We start from the raw sequence: 17,478 nt of genomic DNA on the forward strand, positions 1-17,478 counted from the left end.
GGATGCGCTATGCGCCCGCGCGCTCCCCGCCGCGCAGGTGCGCGTCGAGGAACGCGTCGATCCGGCGCCAGGCGTGCGCGGCCGAGGCGGGCTCCGTGCCCATGCCGAGCGCGCGCAGCACGGGGCGGAGGATCCGCGGGCCCGGCTCCGCGTCGTCGAGGAACGCGTGCCCGGCGTCCGGGTGCTCGCGCACGTCGTGGTCGATCCCGTGCGCGACGAGGGCGGCGGCGAGCCGGTCGGCGGATCCCGCCAGCTGCCGGTCGCGTCCGCCGTAGCTCGCGACGATCGGGCACGCAGAAGGGCCCGTGAACCACCACGACCGCGGGCCAGGGGCCCTCGCCGTCGGGGACCGCCAGCACGCCGTGCAGGCCCGGCCGGCGCCGGTCAGCGCCAGGCGGTCGGGCCCGTGGAGCCCGCGCGGTACTCGGCCATGGGCACGCGGTCGCCCTTCCAGGCGCGCATGACGGGCGCGACGATGCGCCAGCACCGCTCGGCCACGTCGCCGCGGACGGACAGCCGCGGGTCCCCCGCGAGGATCCCGTCGAGCACCTCGCCGTAGGGCGTGAGCTCGGGCTGCGCGAACTCGGCCCGGAACGTGGACTGCGTGAGGGTGAAGGGCTCGCCCGTGCCGTCCATCGTGACCTCGAGCGAGATGCCGTCGGGCTTCAGGTCGATGATGAGGCGGTCGGGCCGGGCCGGGCCGTGGAGCCCGCGCGGCAGGTGCGCCACGGGCTTGAAGGTGACGATGATGCGCTTCGACGCCTCCTTGAGGGCCTTGCCCGAGCGGAGGCGGAAGGGGACGCCGGCCCAGCGCGCGTTGGCGACGCCGAAGGTGACCTCGGCGAGCGTCTCCGTCTCGTTGGCCGGATCCACCCCCTCCTCCTTGGCGTAGGCGGGGATGCGGGTGCCGTCGATGGTGGCGCCCGTGTAGCGGGCACGGCGGCTGTGCGCGACGGGGTCGTTGCCCCACACCTCGGTGGCGCGGAGCACGGAGGCGATGTTCGAGCGCAGGTCGTCCGGGTCGATGCTCGCCGGCGGCTCCATGGCGAAGACCGCGAGCACCTGCAGCAGGTGGCTCTGGATCATGTCGACCAGCGCGCCCGACTTGTCGTAGTAGGCCGCCCGGCCCTCGAGCGCGAGCGTCTCGTCGTAGAGGATCTCGACCTTCTCGATGTCCTTCGCGCTCCACACCGACTCGAAGAAGCGGTTGGCGAAGCGCAGCGACACGAGGTTGAGCACCGTGGAGAGGCCGAGGAAGTGGTCGGTGCGGTGGATGCGGTCCTCCGGCACGAGCTTCAGCAGCTGGCGGTTGAGCTGGGCGGCCGTGCGGCTGTTCGACCCGAAGGGCTTCTCGAGCGCCAGCGTGGTGCCCTCCGGCAGGTCGAGCTGCTCGAGCTTCTCGCACACGGCGATGGAGATGGCCGGCGGCAGCGCGAAGTAGAGGGCCGGCGCGCCCTCGCATGCGTCGAGGATGCGCTTCAGGTCGTCGAGGTCCGTGGGGTCGGCCTGGATGTACTTCGTGGACGAGACGATGCCCGCCGCGCGACGCCCCTTCGCGTCCACCGAGTCGAACGCCGCCTTCACGGTCTTCCGCCACTCGTCCGCCCCGCGCTCGCTCCGGCCGGTGCCGATGAGCTGGATCCGACGCCCCCTGTCGCTCGCCACGAGGCTGCCGAGACCCGGCAGGAGGAGGCGTTCCGTGAGGTCGCCGCTGGCGCCGAGGATGACGAGGGTGGAGGGTTCGCTGGTCATCCTCCGAGACTACGGGTCGCGGCCGCGCGGGAGCCGACCTACACTGGGCGAGTCGAACATCCGTTCGAACCTCGTGCCCGGGAGGGCGCGGCAGATCCGTCGGGAGGCGCGCGTGAGCTTCACCCACCTGCACGTCGCGTCCGCCTTCTCCGCCCACTTCGGCACCACGGCGCCCGAGGCGCTGGTCGACCAGGTCGCGTCCCGGGGCGCGTCGGCCGCGGCCATCACCGACCGCGACGGGCTCTACGGCGCCGTCCGCCACATCCGCCGCGCGATCGCCGCGGGCGTCTCCCCCGTCGTCGGCGCGGAGCTCGGTCTCACGGGCGAGCACCCGGGCCGGATCACGGTGCTCGCGCACGGCGGCACGCACGGCCAGGGATGGGCGGCGCTCAGCCGGCTCATCAGCGCGAGCCACGGGCGGGGCACGGCGCGCAGCACGGCCCGCAGCGCCCAGGCGGGCATCTCCCGCACCCGGCCGCCCGGGTTCCTCCTCGGCGAGGACGGGCCGGTCGGCACCGTCCTGCTCGGGCCCGACTCGGACGTGGGCCGCGCGGTCGCGGCGGGCGACCACGCGCTCGCCTCCCGACACCTCACGGAGTGGGCGCGGCTCCTGCCGGGCGCGATCGCCGTCGAGGTGGTCTGCCACTACACCGAGCCCGGCGAGGCCGCGAGCCTCCGCCACGCCGCCCGGATGCTGGAGCTCGCGGACGCGCACCGCGTCCCGGCCGTCCTCACCAACGCGGTCCGCTACCTCGAGCCCGACGACGCGCTCACGGGCGACGTGCTCGACTCCGCGGGCACGCTCCGGCCGCTCGGCTCGTTCCGGCCGCAGCCCAACGGGCAGGCGTGGCTGAAGACCCCGGAGGAGATGCAGGGGATCGCGCGTGAGATCGCCGGCGCCTCCTCCCTCGACCGCCGCGCCGGCGAGGCCCTGCTGCGCGCCACCGAGGAGCTCGCCGACCGCTGCCGCCTGGATCCGGACGCCGACCTCGCCTGGCGGAAGCCGAAGCTGCCGGAGAAGGAGGTCATCGGGGTCACGGGCGACCCGGACGAGGCGCTCTGGCGGAAGGCCGAGGCCGGCGTCACCGAGCGGTTCGGCCACGTCGACGAGGCCATGCGGCAGCGCGTGCTCGCCCGCATGCGCACCGAGCTGCAGACCATCACGGGCTTCGGCTTCGCCACCTACTTCCTCACGGTCGCCGACGTGTGCTCGCTCATGCGGGACATGGGCGTGCGCAACCAGGCGCGCGGATCCGGCGCGGGCAGCCTGGTCAACTACCTCCTGCGCATCTCCAACGTCGACCCGCTCGAGCACGACCTGCTCTTCGAGCGCTTCCTCGGCAAGGTGCGCTCGACGCTGCCCGACATCGACATCGACGTGGAGTCCGCGCGGCGGCACGAGGTGTACCACCGGGTGTTCGAGCGGTACGGCAGCAACCGGGTCACGCTGCTGTCGATGCAGAACACCTACCGGGCCCGGGGCGCCGCGCGCGACGCGGGGCTCGCGCTCGACCTCGACGAGCAGCAGATCGACTTCATCGCGAAGAACATCTGGCGCTTCAACGCGCGCGAGTTCCGGGCGGTGCTCGAGACGAAGCCCGAGCTGAAGCCCATCGCCGACCTCGTGCGGGACGACCCGAGCATCGACCTGCTGGTCGACCTCACCGAGCGGCTCGACCGGCTCCCCCGGCACATCTCGATGCACCCGTGCGGCGTGATCCTCGGCGACTCCGACCTGCTGAGCACCACCCCGGTGCAGCCGAGCGGCATGGGCCTGCCCATGAGCCAGTTCGACAAGGACGACATCGACGACATGGGGCTCCTGAAGCTCGACATCCTCGGCGTGCGGATGCAGAGCACCATGGCGTACGCGCTGGACGAGATCCACCGCATCCACGGCACGCGGTCGGCGGTCGCGGGCGGCATCCCGGTGGACGCGCGCTACGTGCACCGCGACGGCCGCATCGAGCTCGACGAGATCCCGCACGACGACGAGGAGACGTTCGCCGCCATCCGCACCACGCACACGCTCGGCATGTTCCAGATCGAGTCGCCCGGCCAGCGCGAGCTCATCGGCAAGATGCAGCCCGACGTCTACGAGGACCTCATCGCCGACATCTCGCTGTTCCGGCCGGGGCCCATGAAGGGCAACATGGTGGCGCCGTTCCTCGACACGAAGCACGGCATCACACGGCCCGACTACCTGCATCCGCGGTTCGCGCCGTTCCTCGCGCCCACCTTCGGCGTCGTCATCTACCACGAGCAGGTCATCCGGATCTTCGCCGACTGCATGCAGGTCTCCCTCGCGGAGGCCGACGAGCTGCGCCGCAACATGGAGCGGCAGGACACCGTCGTCGAGCAGGCGTTCCGGGAGCGCACGACCACGCACGTCGACGGCCGCACGGGCCGCCGCCCGTTCTCCGACGCCGACGTCGAGCGCATCTGGAAGGCGCTGAAGGGCTTCGGCTCGTTCGGGTTCTGCAAGGCGCACGGCGCGGCGTTCGCGCTGCCCACCTGGCAGAGCGCGTGGCTGAAGACGCACTACCCGGCGGAGTTCCTCGCGGGGATCCTCACGCACGACCCCGGCATGTACCCGAAGCGCCTGCTGCTCACCGAGGCACGGCGGATGGGCGTGCCCGTGCTGCCGCTCGACGTGAACCGGTCCACGGACGCCTACCGGGTGGAGCGCGTGGAGGGCGAGGCGACCACGGGGCGCACGCGCATCGGCGAGCTGGGCATCCGGCTGTCGCTGCAGGACGTGCACGGCATGAGCGAGGCGGAGACGGCGCGCATCGTCGCCGGGCAGCCCTTCGACTCCATCTCCGACTTCTACGCGAAGGCCCAGCCGTCGCGCGCGCTGCTCGAGCGGCTCGCCGCGGTGGGCGCGCTCGACCCGCTCGCCGCGTCCGCCGACGACGCCGGCGGCACCGCCGACGACGCCGGCGGCACCGCCGCCGGCGCCCGGGGTCCGGCGTCGCGCGGCGACGTCATGGCGTACGTGCGGCGGCTCACGGCGCGGGCGGCCCGGCCCGCGGATCCGGCCGGCCAGCTGCCGCTCTTCGTCGACGACCGCGACCTCATCCCGCGCGGCTCGCCCGACCCCGACGGCCGGGCGCGGGTCGCCGCCGAGCTCGACATCCTGCAGATGGAGGTCACCGAGCACGTGCTCGAGAGCTACCGCCCGATGCTCGACGAGCTCGGCGTCATCCCGGCGAGCCAGCTGCTGGAGGTGCGCAGCGGCTCGGAGGTGGTGGTGGCGGGGATCCGCATCGCCACGCAGACGCCGCCCATGCGCAGCGGCAAGCGCGTGGTCTTCATCAGCCTCGACGACGGCTCGGGCTGCTCCGACTCCACCTTCTTCGACGAGGCGCAGCAGAAGGCGGGGCCCATGCTCTTCGGCACGCGGCTGCTCGTCATCCGCGGGCGCACCCGGCGCACGGGCGAGCGGGGCGTCTCCATCCAGGCGGAGGACGCGTGGGACCTGAAGGAGATGTGGGCGCGCTGGCAGGACGCGCGGCGGCAGGGCGGCGCGGGCGGCGCCGACGGGATGGACGACGCGGCCCAGGTCGCCTGAGCGGGTCGGCCCGCGGGATGATGGGGTACCCGAGATCCGCCGGAGGCCGCACGTGCGCATCACCACGACCGTCCGCACCACCACGCGGATCCCGTTCGTCCAGGTGGTCAAGACGAGCGTGGCCGCGATCATCGCCTGGTTCGTGTGCATCGCCCTGCTCCCGGCGCAGCTGCCCATCTTCGCGACCATCGCCGCGCTGCTCGTGGTGCAGCCGAGCATCAACCAGACCTTCGGCAAGGCGGTCGAGCGCAGCCTGGGCGTGATCACCGGGGTGCTGCTCGCGCTCGTCCTCGGCCTGGCCCTCGGCACGTCGAGCGGGGTGGTGCTCCTCGCGGTCGTCGTCGCCGTGCTGGTGGGCTGGGTGTTCCGCCTGACGCCGGGGTCGAGCACGCAGATCCCCATCAGCGCGATGCTCGTGCTCGCCATCGGGCAGCTCTCGCCCGTGTACGCGGTCGACCGCATCGTGGAGACGATCCTCGGCGCGGCGATCGGCGTGGTCGTCAACATCGCGATCGCCCCGCCCGTGCTGCACGAGGCGAGCCGCCGCGCGGTCATCGGCCTCGCGGGCGACTGCGCCGCCGCGCTCGACCGGCTGGCCGGCGCGCTGGCCGAGCCCGTCGACCGCGAGGAGCTGGACCGCATGCTCGTGCGCGCCCGCGAGCTCCGGCCGCGGCACACGAAGGCGGTCGCCGAGGTCGACCGCGGCCTCGAGAGCCTCACGCTGAACCCGCTCCGCCGTCGGCACCGCGCGCTGCTGGAGGCCGACCGGGAGCTGCTCGCGACCCTCACCGTGCTCGTCAATCGCGTGGTCGGCATGACGCGCGCGGTGCACGACCGCTACGACGCGTCGCTCGCGGAGGAGCCCGTGGTGCGCGGCATCGCGACCGAGCTGACGCGCGCCGCCCACGACGTGCGGCTGCTCGCCGAGCACGCGCTGCCGGGAGGCGGAGCCGCGGACGCCGCGCACGAGGAGCCGGCGCTCACGGCGCCGCTCGTGGTGCTGCAGCCGAACGAGGAGCACTGGATACTCATCGGCTCGCTGCTGGAGGACATCCGCCGCATCCGCTCCGAGATCATCGGCGGCGCGGAGTGACGCGGCCGCTGCCCGGCTACAGCCCGCTCGAGCTCGACCCGGATCCGCGCGCGGCCGGCCTCGTCCGCGGCACGACGCCCACGCCGCTCGGGGTCGTGCGGCACCACCACGTGGCGCGCCGCGGATCCGACACCGCGACCGTCCTGCTGCACGGCGCCGCCGGGTCGTGGACCACGTGGACGCCGCTCCTGCGCACCGCGCGGGACGCCGGCGTCCCGTTCGCGGACGTGGTCGCGATCGACCTGCCCGGCTGGGGCGGCTCCGCGCTCGACGCCGCCGACGCCGACGCGACCGTCGACGCCATCGCCGACGCCGTGACCCGGGTGGTCGACGGGCTCGGCTACGCGCGCTGGCGGCTGGTCGGCCACTCGATGGGCGGCTTCATCGCGCTGCACCTCGCGGCGCGCGACCCGGCCCGCGCCGTGTCGGTCGCGCTCGTCTCCCCCACCACGTACTCGGTCATCCGGAGCGTGGCGCATCCCGTCCGGGCCTTCCGCGTCATCCCGGGCTTCACGATGATGCTCGGGATCATGCGCACCATGCGCCGCCTCGGCCGCCCGGGCACGGCGCTCATCCGCGGGGTCGGCCGCATCCGGCTGATGCGCGCCATCGCCCTCCCGCTCTTCGCGCACGGCTGGCGCGTGCGCCGCTCGATCGTCGACGCCATCGCCACCGAGGCGCGCCCACGGGCCTTCTCCCTCGCCGCGGAGGTGACGCGCGGCTACGACGCCGACGGGCTGTGGGCGCGCATCGCGTGCCCGGTGGTCGCGGTGCGCGGCGACGACGACGTGTTCGTCTCCCGGGACGACCTCGACCTGCTGGCGCGCGTGGTCCCCGACCTCCGTTCGGCGGTCATCCCGGACGCCGGCCACTTCGCGCACGTCGAGCGCCCGGCGGAGACGCTGCGGGCCCTCGGGCTCGCGGCGGCGGGCGCGGCCGGTCCCGCCTGACGCCGAGGGCGTGGGCTCTCCGGATCCGCCGGGATGCCGCCCCGCGACACGACGGCGCCCCCTGTCCGCGCGGGACAGGGGGCGCCGGATCCGCCGTAGCGGAGCGGGCCGGGACGGTGCCCGGCCGGGATCGCTAGGCCGCGGGGGTCGCGAGGACCGCCTGGATGTCGAGCGTGATGGTGACCTTGTCGCCCAGCAGCACGCCGCCGGTCTCGAGGGCCGCGTTGTAGGTGAGGCCGAAGTCCTCGCGGTTCACGACCGCGGTGGCCGTCGCGCCGAACTTGGTGTTGCCGTAGGCGTCCTTGCCGAAGCCGCCGAACTCGACGTCGAACGTGACGGGCTTGGTGACGCCGCGCATCGTGAACTCGCCGTCGATCTTCGCGTCGCCGTCGGCCTCGACGCGCACCGCGGTCGAGACGAAGTCGATGGTGGGGTGGTTCTCGGCGTCGAAGAAGTCGTTCGTGCGGAGGTGCTGGTCGCGGTTCGGCTCGTTGGTGTCGATCGAGACGATGGTCGCGTGGGCCTTCACGGAGCTCTGCTCGGGCGTGGCGCCGGTGACGATCTCGGCGTCGAAGTCCTTGAACGTGCCCTTGACCTTGCTGATCATGATGTGGCGGATACTGAACCCGACCGAGCTGTGCGTCTTGTCGATGGTCCAGGTGCCGGCGATGTATCCGGGGACGGTGGTGGTGTCGCTCATGTGCGTGCCTCTCGTGCGGGGTCATGGGGTGCGGGCCGACGGCCTCGAAGGTATGCAAGCGCATGGATCTCGCATCCATTCCCGATTCCATTTGCGAGTTCATGCACTTCCCGCGGCGGGTCCGCGCCGGGCCCACCGGGCGCCTCGCCGTGGCGGTCCCGTGCCGGGCGCGGGCGTACCGTGGCGGGATGCGCGCGATCACCTTCCCCTCCCCCGGCGGCCCCGACGTCCTCTCCCTCTCCGAGCTCCCGGATCCGGTCGCCGGACCCGGCGAGGTGCTCATCCGGGTGGCGGCGGCGGGCGTCAACCGCGCCGACCTCAGCCAGCGCGAGGGCGCCTACCCGCCGCCCGCCGGCGCGCCGACGCACCTCGGGCTCGAGGTGTCGGGCACGGTCGAGGCGGTCGGCGAGGGCGCGACGCGCTGGGCCGTCGGCGACCGCGTCTGCGCGCTGCTCGCGGGCGGCGGCTACGCGGAGCTCGTCGCGGTCGACGAGCGGCACGTCCTCCCGGTCCCCGCGGGGCTCGACCTCGTCGCGGCCTCGGGGCTGCCCGAGGTGGTCGCCACCGTGTGGTCGAACGTCGTGCTCGACGCCCGGCTCCAGCCGGGCGAGACGCTCCTCGTGCACGGCGGGTCCAGCGGCATCGGCACCATGGCGATCCAGCTCGCGACGCGCCTCGGTGCGCGCGTGGCCGTGACGGCCGGCAGCCCCGCCAAGCTCGACGCATGCCGGGCGCTCGGCGCCGAGATCCTCATCGACTACCGGCAGCAGGACTTCGTGGAGGCGCTCCGCGAGGCGACGGGCGGCCGCGGCGCCGACGTGATCCTCGACGCCATCGCCGGCGACTACATCGACCGCGACATCCGCGCGCTCGCCCGCGACGGCCGGATCATGGTCATCGGCGCGCAGAGCGGCGCGCCCACGAGCATCGCCATCGGGCAGCTCATGGCGAGGCGCGGACGGATCTGGGGCACGACGCTCCGGGCGCGCGACGCCGACGACAAGGCCCGCATCGTCGCCGCGATCCGCGCGGACGTGTGGCCCGCCGTGGTCGACGGCTCGGTCCGCCCGGTGATCGACCGCGTCTTCCCGCTCGCGGAAGCCGCCGCGGCGCACGCGCACGTGGCGTCGTCGCAGCACGTCGGCAAGGTGCTGCTGGCCGTCTAGGCCCCGGGCGCGTCCGTCCCGACGGCGTCGGCGGGCGCCGCGTCCGGCCCCGCCGCCCGGCGCGACCGGATCCCGACGAGGGACACCAGCCCGCCCGCGATCAGCAGGGCGGCCGTGACGAGCGCGACGCGGTGGAACGCCGGGACGTCGAGGTCGGCCCCGGCGACGAGCCCGATGGCGGCGATCGCGACGAGGCCCGCCACGCGGGACACGGCGTTGTTCACCGCCGACGCGATGCCCGCCTGCGCGGACGGCACGGCCTCGAGCACGGTCGACGTCAGCGGCGCCACGGTCATCGAGAGGCCGAGGCCGAACACGACGATGCCCGGCAGCAGCTGCGACCAGTAGTCGACCGGCTCCGCGACCCGAAGCATCAGCAGGTAGCCGCCGCCCGCGACGACGGGGCCGATCCCCATCAGGAGGCGCGGCCCGATCCGCCCGGCCAGCGCGCCGAAGCGCGTCGACAGCAGCAGCATGATCACGGTCGTCGGCACGAGCGCGAAGCCCGCTGCCGTCGCCGACAGCCCGCCCGCCTGCTGCAGGAACACGGCGATCACGAAGCCGCCGAGCGACAGGGCGCCGTAGATCCCGACCGTCGCGATGTTGCCGACGAGGAAGTCGCGCTCCCGGAAGAGCGACAGCGGCAGCATCGGATGCGGCGTCCGGCGCTCGCGGAGCACGAACAGCACGAGGCACGCGATGCCCACGACGAGGCTGGCGACCACGAGCGGGTGGCCGAGCCCGAGCCGCGACTGCTCGATGAGCGCGAACACCGGGCCGCCGATCCCGAGCGCGCCGAGCACTGCGCCCGGGACGTCGACGCGCGTGCCCTCGGCCGCGGGCGCATCGTGCGGGAGCCGCGCGAGCAGCGCGAGCGTGACGGCGATGGGGAGCACGTTGATGCCGAACACGAGCCGCCAGTCGAGCGCGTCGACGAGGACGCCGCCGAGCACGGGCCCGACGAGCATCGCGGTGCCGGTCCACGCCGTCCACGAGCCGATGGCGCGCGACTGCGCGGCTCCCCGGAACGTCTGCGAGATGAGGGCCAGCGAGCTCGGCACGAGGAGCGCCCCGGCCGCGCCCTGGGCGGCGCGCGCGGCGATGAGGACCCCCGCGGACGGGGCGACGGCGCACACGAGCGACGTGACGCCGAAGCCGACGAGCCCCCAGCGCAGCACGCGCACCCGGCCGAAGGCGTCGGAGAGGGACCCGGCCAGGAGGATCAGCGCGCCGAGGGTGATGAGGTACGCGTCCACCACCCACTGCTGCACGACGAGGCCACCGCCGAGGTCCGCGCCGATGGCGGGCAGCGCCACGTTGACGACCGTGCCGTCGAGGAACGCGACGAAGGAGGCGAGGATCGCGACGACGAGGACGGTGCGGCCGCGGCCCTCCGCGGTGCCGCTGGTCCCGCCGCTCGATCGGGCGGGGGCGGCGGGGTGGGGCATGAGCCCAGTATGCGCCGGGCGGCGCGCCGGATCAGGCCGCGGGGCCCGTCGGCGGCCCGGCGCGGTCGATCGCGGCCTCCACGCGGCGGAGCACGTCCTCGTCGCCCATGATCCGGAAGTGCCCGGCGGCGGCGACGCGCTCGTTCACGGCGCCCTCGAGCGAGCTCCCGCCCGGGATGTGCGGGTCGAACCGCGCGTGGATGCTCGTGATCCGCGCGTTGGCCTCCCGCGACCGGCCGAGGGCGACGAGCGCGCCGTTGCGCGGCGAGAAGTCGCGGATGCTGCGGATCGGGATGAAGCGCGCGTACGACGAGCCGCCGAAGGGCGCGTTGATCGCGACCATCGCCCGGATCCGCCGGTCGGGGTCGTCGAAGGCCATGAGGTGCTTCCCGATCAGGCCGCCCTTGCTGTGCGCGACGACGATGACGTCCCGGAGGTCGGCGGCCTCGAGACGGGCGCGCGCCCGCCGCGCCATCTCGGCGACCCGGCCGACGTTCGCGCCGAGCGCGCCCACCACGTGCACGCCGTGGCCGCGCGCGTGCAGCCGCCGGATGATCGGGAGCATGAACTGCCACCGCTCGTAGACGCCGGGGAGCACGAGGATCGTGGGGCGGTCGTCGCGCCCGTCCTCGAAGGCGTGCGCGTCGTCCCGGGAGAGCGCGGCGGCGGCCTGCCAGCGGAGGACGTACGCGTAGTCGAGCGCCCAGTCGACGGCCTTCGCGAGCGGGGACAGCGGCGGGAGGGCGTCTCGTCCGTCGGCGGTCACCCCTCCATCCTGGCCGGGGGACGCGGCGGCGGGGTCGACGTCGCCGGCCGGATCAGCCCAGTCGGGCATGCTCGACGATCGCCCGGGCGACGCCGACCGGATCCGTGAACATCACGACGTGCGGCCCGTGCGCCACATGGAGGCGTCCGCGTGGGATCGCGTCGGCGAGGTCGCGCGCGAACGAGCGGTCGACCACGGCGTCGCGGTCGCCCACGATCACGAGCGTGCGGGCGCGGATCCGCCCGGCGCGGTCCTCCACCCGGTCCTGGATGAGGTGCGGGAGCTGCCGCAGGTAGTACGGCACGCCGCAGCGGAACAGGTAGTCGCCGATCACGACCGCGTTCGAGAGCAGCGGCTCGCGCAGCGTGTCGTGCGCGAGGGCCAGGCCGGCCCGCACGACGCCGCGCTTCCGCGGATCGAGCGTCGGCGCGATGAGCACGATCCGGTCGGCGACCTCCGGGTGCCGGGCCGCGAGGCGCGCGACGATCTGCGAGCCCATCGAGTGGCCGACCACGACCGGGTCGACGAGGCCGTGCGTCCGGATGACCTCGGCGACGACGGCCGCGTGGTCGTCGAGCGTCACGTCCCGGTGCACCCGCGGCGACTCGCCGTAGCCCGGCAGGTCGATCGCGTGCACGTCGCCGTGCTCGGCCAGCAGCGCCGCGACGGGGTGGAAGTAGCGGGAGGAGACGCCGATCCCGTGCACGAGCACGAACGACGGCCGGCCGGCGGCGGGCCCCGCGGACCCGATCCCCGAGGGCGCCGCGGAGAGCGTGCGCCCGGCGTTCCCGCGCGGCGAGCGGAACACCTTGATCGCGACGCGGAAGCCGAGCACCGTGCGGCGCTCGAGGTCGTGGTCCACCGGGATCGCGCGCGACCCGTAGCGGCGGGAGAGGAGCAGCCAGCGCGGCGGCGAGGACTCGGTGCGGTGCACGTCCCCCGGGCGCCGGACGCGGGTGAGCCGGACGAGGGGGGAGCGCATCCGACGACCCTAGCCGCCGGCCCCCGCGCATAAGGCGCGCGTGCGCGGACCGGCTGCCGGCGACGGGCCCCCGCCGGGAGCGATGGGAGGATGGGAACCCCCACCCGAAGAGGAGACACATGAGCCCCGACTGGTCGAGGACGACCCTCGCCGACCTGCCCCTCCGCGACGACCTCCGAGGCGAGGAGCCCTACGGCGCCCCGCAGCTCGACGTGCCGGTGCTCCTCAACGTCAACGAGAACCCGCACCCGCTGCCCGAGGAGGTGGCGGTCGCCGTGAGCGAGGCCGTGCTCGAGGCCGCGCGGGGGCTCAACCGCTATCCCGACCGCGAGTTCCTGGAGCTCCGCACCGAGCTCGCCGACTACCTCACGGCCGACAGCGGCCTGCCGCTCGGGCCGGAGAACGTCTGGGCGGCGAACGGATCCAACGAGGTGCTCCAGCAGGTGCTGCAGGCCTTCGGCGGCACCGACCGCGTGGCCCTGTCCTTCGCGCCGCACTACGCGATGTACCCGGAGTACGCGCGCAACACCCTCACCCGCTGGGTCTCCGGCCGCCGCCAGGAGGACTTCACGCTCGACCTCGAGAACGTGACGGCGCTCATCGAGCAGCACGAGCCGAGCGTCGTGTTCCTCACGTCGCCGAACAACCCGACGGGCACGGCGCTGACCATCCCGGAGATCGAGCACGTGCTGTCGGTGGCTCCCGGCGTCGTCGTGATCGACGAGGCCTACGCCGAGTTCCGCCGGGAGGGCGTGCCCACGGCCGTCTCGCTGCTGCCGGAGCACCCGCGCCTCATCGTGTCGCGCACCATGAGCAAGGCGTTCGCGTTCGCGGGCGGCCGGCTCGGGTACCTCGCCGCCTCCCCCGCGGTCGTGGACGCGCTGCGGATCGTGCGCCTGCCGTACCACCTGTCCCGCATCACCCAGGTGAGCGCGACCGCCGCCCTCCGGCACAGCGGCGTGCTGCTCGCGCAGGTCGCGTCGCTCCGGGAGGAGCGCGACGGGCTCGTCGACTGGCTGCGCGGCCGCGGCTTCGAGGTGGCGCCGTCCGACGCCAACTTCGTGCTCTTCGGCCGGTTCCCCGACCGGCACGCGGTGTGGCAGGGCCTGCTCGACCGGGGCGTGCTGATCCGCGAGACCGGCCCCGAGGGCTGGCTGCGCGTCTCCGTCGGCACGCCCGCCGAGACGGCCGCGTTCCGCGACGCGCTCGACGACGTGCTCGGGACGCCGCGCGACTGATTCCGCCCCCCCCGCCCGCTGTCGCCACCGTCGCCCTTCCTCAGGGCCGGAAGCGGATCCCCGTGGCGTCCTCGGCGGCGGCCCACAGCTGCTCGGCGACGGCCGTCGAGCGCGCGTGCTCGGCGACGAAGGCGGGCGCCGGCGGTCCCTTCAGCTCGAGCGGCCCGGCGGTTCCCCAGAAGGCGCCGCCCGTCACGCCGCTCGCTGCGGCCGCGTGCACGACAGGCCACGCGCCCGCGTCCTTGCCCTGCACGACGACGCGTCCCGCGCGGGCGAGGCGTCGACGCGCAGCGTCCGCGCCCCTCGGGCGGACGGCCGGGTCCTGCGGCGGCGTGAGCGCGTCCACCGCGTAGCCGGGGTGCGCCGACAGCGCGATGCGGTCGGATCCCGCGGCCCGCCAGCGCCGGTCGAGTGCGTCCCCGAGCATCATGCAGGCCGTCTTCGACCGGCCGTAGCGCACGAGCGCGGGCATGCGCCGCTCCCCCGCGAGGTCGCCGAGGTCGAGGGGCGAGAAGCGGTGGGCGAGGGATCCGAGCATCACGACCCGGCCGCCCGCGCGCAGCCGGGGCGCGAGCCCGGCCACGAGCGCGAAGTGGCCGAGCGCGTTGGTGCCCATGAGCTCCTCGAACCCGTCGACCGTCGTGCGGCGGTGGCGCGCGCGGCCGCCGGCGGGCGTCAGGCCGGCGTTCGCGACGATCGCGTCGATCTCCTCCCGCACGGCGCCGACGGCGGCGTCCACGCTCGCGAGGCTCGCCAGATCCAGGGCCACCAACTCGACGTCGGCCCGTGGCACGCGTGCCTGGAGCGCGCGTGCGGCGGCATCCCCGCGCTCGGCGGAGCGGCAGGCGAGCAGCACCCGGGCGCCCGCGCCGGCCAGCTGCGCCGAGGTCCAGAAGCCGATGCCGCCGTTCGCGCCCGTGACGAGCACCGTCCGCCCGGCGAGGTCGGGCAGGACCGGCGCCGCGCTCACGAGAGGGTGCCCACCCGGGTCACGCGCACGACGGCCTCGCCTGCCTCGTTCGACGCGTCGAGGTCGACCGTCGCCTCGATCCCCCAGTCGTGGTCGCCCTCGGGATCGTGCAGCGCCTGCCGGACGATCCACTCCGTCGGCCGCTCCTCGATCGTCACGAGCGCCTGGCTGCGCGCATCGCCGTCGGTGAGGATCCGGTCGTACTCGCCGAAGTAGCCGTCGAGCGCCTCGCCCCACGCGTCCGCGTCGAAGCCCGCGGCGGCGTCGAGCTCGCCGAGCGCGTTGAGGTCCTCGCGGGCCGCGAGCTGCACGCGCCGGAACATCTCGTTGCGCACGAGGATCCGGAACGCGCGCGTGTTCGAGGTGAGCAGCTTCGGCGCGGGCGGCAGCACGGGCGCGTCGCCGGGTGCCGCGGTCGGATGCGACAGCTCCTCCCACTCGTCGAGCAGGCTCGAGTCGACCTGGCGCACGAGCTCGCCGAGCCACTCGATCACGTCGAGCAGCTCCTCGGTCTTCGCCTCGTCGGGGATGGTCTGCCGCAGCGCCCGGAACGCATCGGACAGGTAGCGCAGCACGAGGCCCTCGGAGCGCATGAGCTTGTAGAAGGAGATGAGCTCGCTGAAGCTCATGGCCCGCTCGTACATGTCGCGGACGACCGACTTCGGGCTGAGCGCGAAGTCGCCGATCCACGGCTGGCTCGCCGCGTAGGTGGAGAACGCCTGGTCGAGCAGCTCCTCGAGCGGCTTCGGGTGGGTGATGGACTCGAGCAGCTCCATGCGCTCGTCGTACTCGATGCCGTCGGCCTTCATCGCCTGCACGGCCTCGCCGCGGGCCGTGAACTGCTGCTGCGACAGGATCGGCCGCGGGTCGTCGAGCGTCGCCTCGACCACGCTCACCATGTCGAGCGCGTACGTCGGCGACTCCCGGTCGAGCAGCTCGAACACGGCGACCGCGAAGGGCGACAGCGGCTGGTTGAGGGCGAAGTCGGCCTGCAGGTCGACCGTGAGCGTGATCCGCGCGGGCCCGCCGTCGGGGTCCGCCTCCTGCTCCACGATCCCCGCGGTGCGCAGCGTCCGGTAGATCGCGAGGGCGCGGCGGGCGAGCGCCAGCTGGCGGATCCGCGGCTCGTGGTTGTCCTCGACGAGCGCGCGCATGTTCTGGAAGACGTCGCCGTCACGCGCGATGACGTTGAGCATCATCGCGTGGCTCACCTGCATGCTCGAGGTCAGCCGCTCCGGCTCCGCGTCGATGAGCTTGCGGAAGCTCGGCTCGCCCCACGAGACGAAGCCCTCGGGCGCCTTCTTGCGCACGAGCTTCCGGCGCTTCTTCACGTCGTCGCCGGCGCGCTCGAGCATCTTGATGTTCTCGGTCTCGTGCTCGGGCGCCTGCGCGACCACGGTGCCCGCGGTGTCGTAGCCGGCGCGGCCCGCGCGCCCGGCGATCTGGTGGAACTCGCGCGCGTTGAGCTGGCGCATCCGGGTGCCGTCGTACTTGGTGAGGCCCGTGAACAGCACCGTGCGGATGGGCACGTTGATGCCGACGCCGAGCGTGTCGGTGCCGCAGATGACCCGGAGGAGGCCCTGCTGCGCGAGCTGCTCCACCAGCCGCCGGTACTTCGGCAGCATGCCCGCGTGGTGCACGCCGATGCCCGCGCGGACGAGCCGCGACAGCGTCTTCCCGAACGCCGTGCTGAACCGGAAGCCGCCGATCAGATCCGCGATGGCGTCCCGCTGCTCGCGCGTCACGATCTTGATGCTGGAGAGCGCCTGCGCCCGCTCGAGGGCCGCGGCCTGCGCGAAGTGCACGATGTAGACGGGCGCCTGCTTCGTGTCGAGCAGCTCCTCCACCGTCTCCTGCACGGGCGTCACGGCGTAGTGGAAGAACAGCGGCACCGGCCGCTCGATGCCCGTGATGCGCGCGGTCGGCCGCCCGGTGCGCCGCGTGAGGTCGTCCGCGAGGTCGGTGACGTCGCCGAGCGTCGCCGACATGAGCACGAACTGCGCGTGCGGCAGGAGCAGGAGCGGCACCTGCCAGGCCCAGCCGCGCTGCGGATCCGCGTAGAAGTGGAACTCGTCCATGACCACCTGGTCGACGGGCGTGTCCGCGCCGCCGCGGAGCGACCGGTTGGCGAGGATCTCGGCGGTGCAGCAGATGATGGGCGCGTCCGGGTTCACCGAGGAGTCGCCCGTGACCATCCCGACCTGCGCGGCGCCGAACAGCTCGACGAGCGCGAAGAACTTCTCGGAGACGAGCGCCTTGATGGGCGCCGTGTAGTACGAGCGGCGTCCCCGGGCCAGCGCCGCGAAGTGCGCCGCGACCGCGACGAGCGACTTCCCCGTGCCGGTCGGGGTCGAGAGGATGAGGTTCGCGCCCGACGCGATCTCGAGCGCCGCCTCGTCCTGCGCCGGGTACAGCTCGATGCCCCGCGCGAGCGCCCACTCGGCGAAGGCGTCGTAGATCGCGTCGTCGGTCGCCCCGTCCACGGCCAGGCGGGCCGCCTCCTCGGTGAGCGTGGGGGCGGGGGCGGTGTCGGGCATGATGCGTCCATCCTCCCCCACGCGCGGGTGCCGGCCGGGCGACGGGAGTTGTCCACAGGCGGCGGCGGCTCCCCGGCTGCGCCGCATACGGTCGCCGGATGCCCTCCCTCCCCCACGAGCCCAGCCCCGACCCCGCGCCCACCGAGGCGGAGCGCGCGCGCTGGCGCGACCGCCGCACCGGGCTCACCGCCCTCATCGTGGTGGCCATCGCCCTCTGGGCCGTCATCGCAGCCGCCGTGGGCTTCGCCACCACGATGTAGCCGCCGCGGGCCCCGCCCGGCCCCTCCCGCTCGGCCGTGCCC

Annotated in this window: 14 protein-coding genes; 6 read left to right on the forward strand and 8 right to left on the reverse strand. The window is 74.2% G+C overall.

What is annotated here, in order from left to right:
- Positions 1-7: 7 nt before the first annotated feature.
- Together AWH51_RS16410 and AWH51_RS01170 are read right to left on the reverse strand one after the other, a co-directional pair.
- Entirely contained in the window at positions 8-487 is a 480-nt protein-coding gene (locus AWH51_RS16410; protein ID WP_254654422.1) for a dienelactone hydrolase family protein, read from the reverse strand.
- Positions 385-1,752, reverse strand: coding sequence for a glucose-6-phosphate dehydrogenase (locus AWH51_RS01170; RefSeq protein WP_063070307.1), 1,368 nt, complete (start codon positions 1,750-1,752; stop codon positions 385-387). The genes AWH51_RS16410 and AWH51_RS01170 overlap by 103 nt, the downstream gene beginning before the upstream one ends.
- Before the next feature lie 112 nt (positions 1,753-1,864).
- Here AWH51_RS01170 and AWH51_RS01175 point away from each other — a divergent pair, with 112 nt between their 5' ends.
- From AWH51_RS01175 to AWH51_RS01185, 3 genes are read left to right on the forward strand one after another with little or no spacing between them, the layout of a single operon-like run.
- Positions 1,865-5,326: a DNA polymerase III subunit alpha gene (locus tag AWH51_RS01175; protein WP_063070308.1), complete on the forward strand. Its 3,462-nt coding sequence runs from the start codon at positions 1,865-1,867 to the stop codon at positions 5,324-5,326.
- A 52-nt stretch (positions 5,327-5,378) separates the two neighbouring features.
- Positions 5,379-6,419, forward strand: coding sequence for an FUSC family protein (locus tag AWH51_RS01180; RefSeq protein WP_063070309.1), 1,041 nt, complete (start codon positions 5,379-5,381; stop codon positions 6,417-6,419).
- Positions 6,416-7,369 carry an alpha/beta hydrolase gene (locus tag AWH51_RS01185; RefSeq protein WP_063070310.1) on the forward strand — a complete coding sequence of 318 codons (954 nt, stop codon included), beginning with the start codon at positions 6,416-6,418 and terminating at the stop codon, positions 7,367-7,369. The genes AWH51_RS01180 and AWH51_RS01185 overlap by 4 nt, the downstream gene beginning before the upstream one ends.
- 133 nt (positions 7,370-7,502) lie before the next feature.
- Here the strand turns inward: AWH51_RS01185 and AWH51_RS01190 are convergent, their stop codons facing one another.
- Complete coding sequence (locus AWH51_RS01190; RefSeq protein ID WP_063070311.1) at positions 7,503-8,069, reverse strand: YceI family protein; 567 nt, start codon at positions 8,067-8,069, stop codon at positions 7,503-7,505.
- 188 nt (positions 8,070-8,257) lie between these two features.
- Here AWH51_RS01190 and AWH51_RS01195 point away from each other — a divergent pair, with 188 nt between their 5' ends.
- Positions 8,258-9,235 (forward strand): NAD(P)H-quinone oxidoreductase, encoded by a 978-nt coding sequence (locus tag AWH51_RS01195; protein WP_063070324.1) that lies wholly within the window; start codon positions 8,258-8,260, stop codon positions 9,233-9,235.
- On the opposite strand, the gene AWH51_RS01200 is transcribed toward AWH51_RS01195, so the two are convergent.
- Genes AWH51_RS01200 through AWH51_RS01210 form a run of 3 tightly spaced genes read right to left on the reverse strand, consistent with a single transcriptional unit; the run spans position 9,232 to position 12,431 of the window.
- Complete coding sequence (locus AWH51_RS01200) at positions 9,232-10,683, reverse strand: MFS transporter (RefSeq protein ID WP_063070312.1); 1,452 nt, start codon at positions 10,681-10,683, stop codon at positions 9,232-9,234. The genes AWH51_RS01195 and AWH51_RS01200 overlap by 4 nt on opposite strands.
- Positions 10,684-10,714: 31 nt before the next feature.
- On the reverse strand, positions 10,715-11,449 hold the full coding sequence (locus AWH51_RS01205) for an esterase/lipase family protein (protein WP_063070325.1): 735 nt from the start codon (positions 11,447-11,449) through the stop codon (positions 10,715-10,717).
- 52 nt (positions 11,450-11,501) lie between these two features.
- On the reverse strand, positions 11,502-12,431 hold the full coding sequence (locus AWH51_RS01210; protein ID WP_063070313.1) for an alpha/beta fold hydrolase: 930 nt from the start codon (positions 12,429-12,431) through the stop codon (positions 11,502-11,504).
- Positions 12,432-12,550: 119 nt separating this feature from the next.
- Between AWH51_RS01210 and AWH51_RS01215 the strand changes: the two genes are divergently transcribed.
- Positions 12,551-13,669, forward strand: a complete 1,119-nt coding sequence (locus tag AWH51_RS01215; protein ID WP_063070314.1) for a histidinol-phosphate transaminase — start codon at positions 12,551-12,553, stop codon at positions 13,667-13,669.
- Between the two features lie 40 nt (positions 13,670-13,709).
- Here the strand turns inward: AWH51_RS01215 and AWH51_RS01220 are convergent, their stop codons facing one another.
- Both AWH51_RS01220 and AWH51_RS01225 read right to left on the reverse strand, forming a co-directional pair.
- The gene (locus AWH51_RS01220; protein ID WP_063070315.1) at positions 13,710-14,639 is read right to left on the reverse strand and encodes an SDR family NAD(P)-dependent oxidoreductase; all 930 of its coding nucleotides are present in this window, start codon (positions 14,637-14,639) and stop codon (positions 13,710-13,712) included.
- Complete coding sequence (locus AWH51_RS01225; RefSeq protein WP_063070316.1) at positions 14,636-17,176, reverse strand: DEAD/DEAH box helicase; 2,541 nt, start codon at positions 17,174-17,176, stop codon at positions 14,636-14,638. The genes AWH51_RS01220 and AWH51_RS01225 overlap by 4 nt, the downstream gene beginning before the upstream one ends.
- Positions 17,177-17,274: 98 nt before the next feature.
- On the opposite strand from AWH51_RS01225, the gene AWH51_RS16135 reads away from it, so the two are divergent.
- Positions 17,275-17,436 carry a hypothetical protein gene (locus AWH51_RS16135; protein ID WP_175345443.1) on the forward strand — a complete coding sequence of 54 codons (162 nt, stop codon included), beginning with the start codon at positions 17,275-17,277 and terminating at the stop codon, positions 17,434-17,436.
- The last annotated feature ends 42 nt before the right edge of the window (positions 17,437-17,478 follow it).

The organism is Clavibacter tessellarius, from assembly GCF_001618005.1.
In the GTDB taxonomy this organism is placed as follows: Bacteria; Actinomycetota; Actinomycetes; order Actinomycetales; family Microbacteriaceae; genus Clavibacter; species Clavibacter tessellarius_A.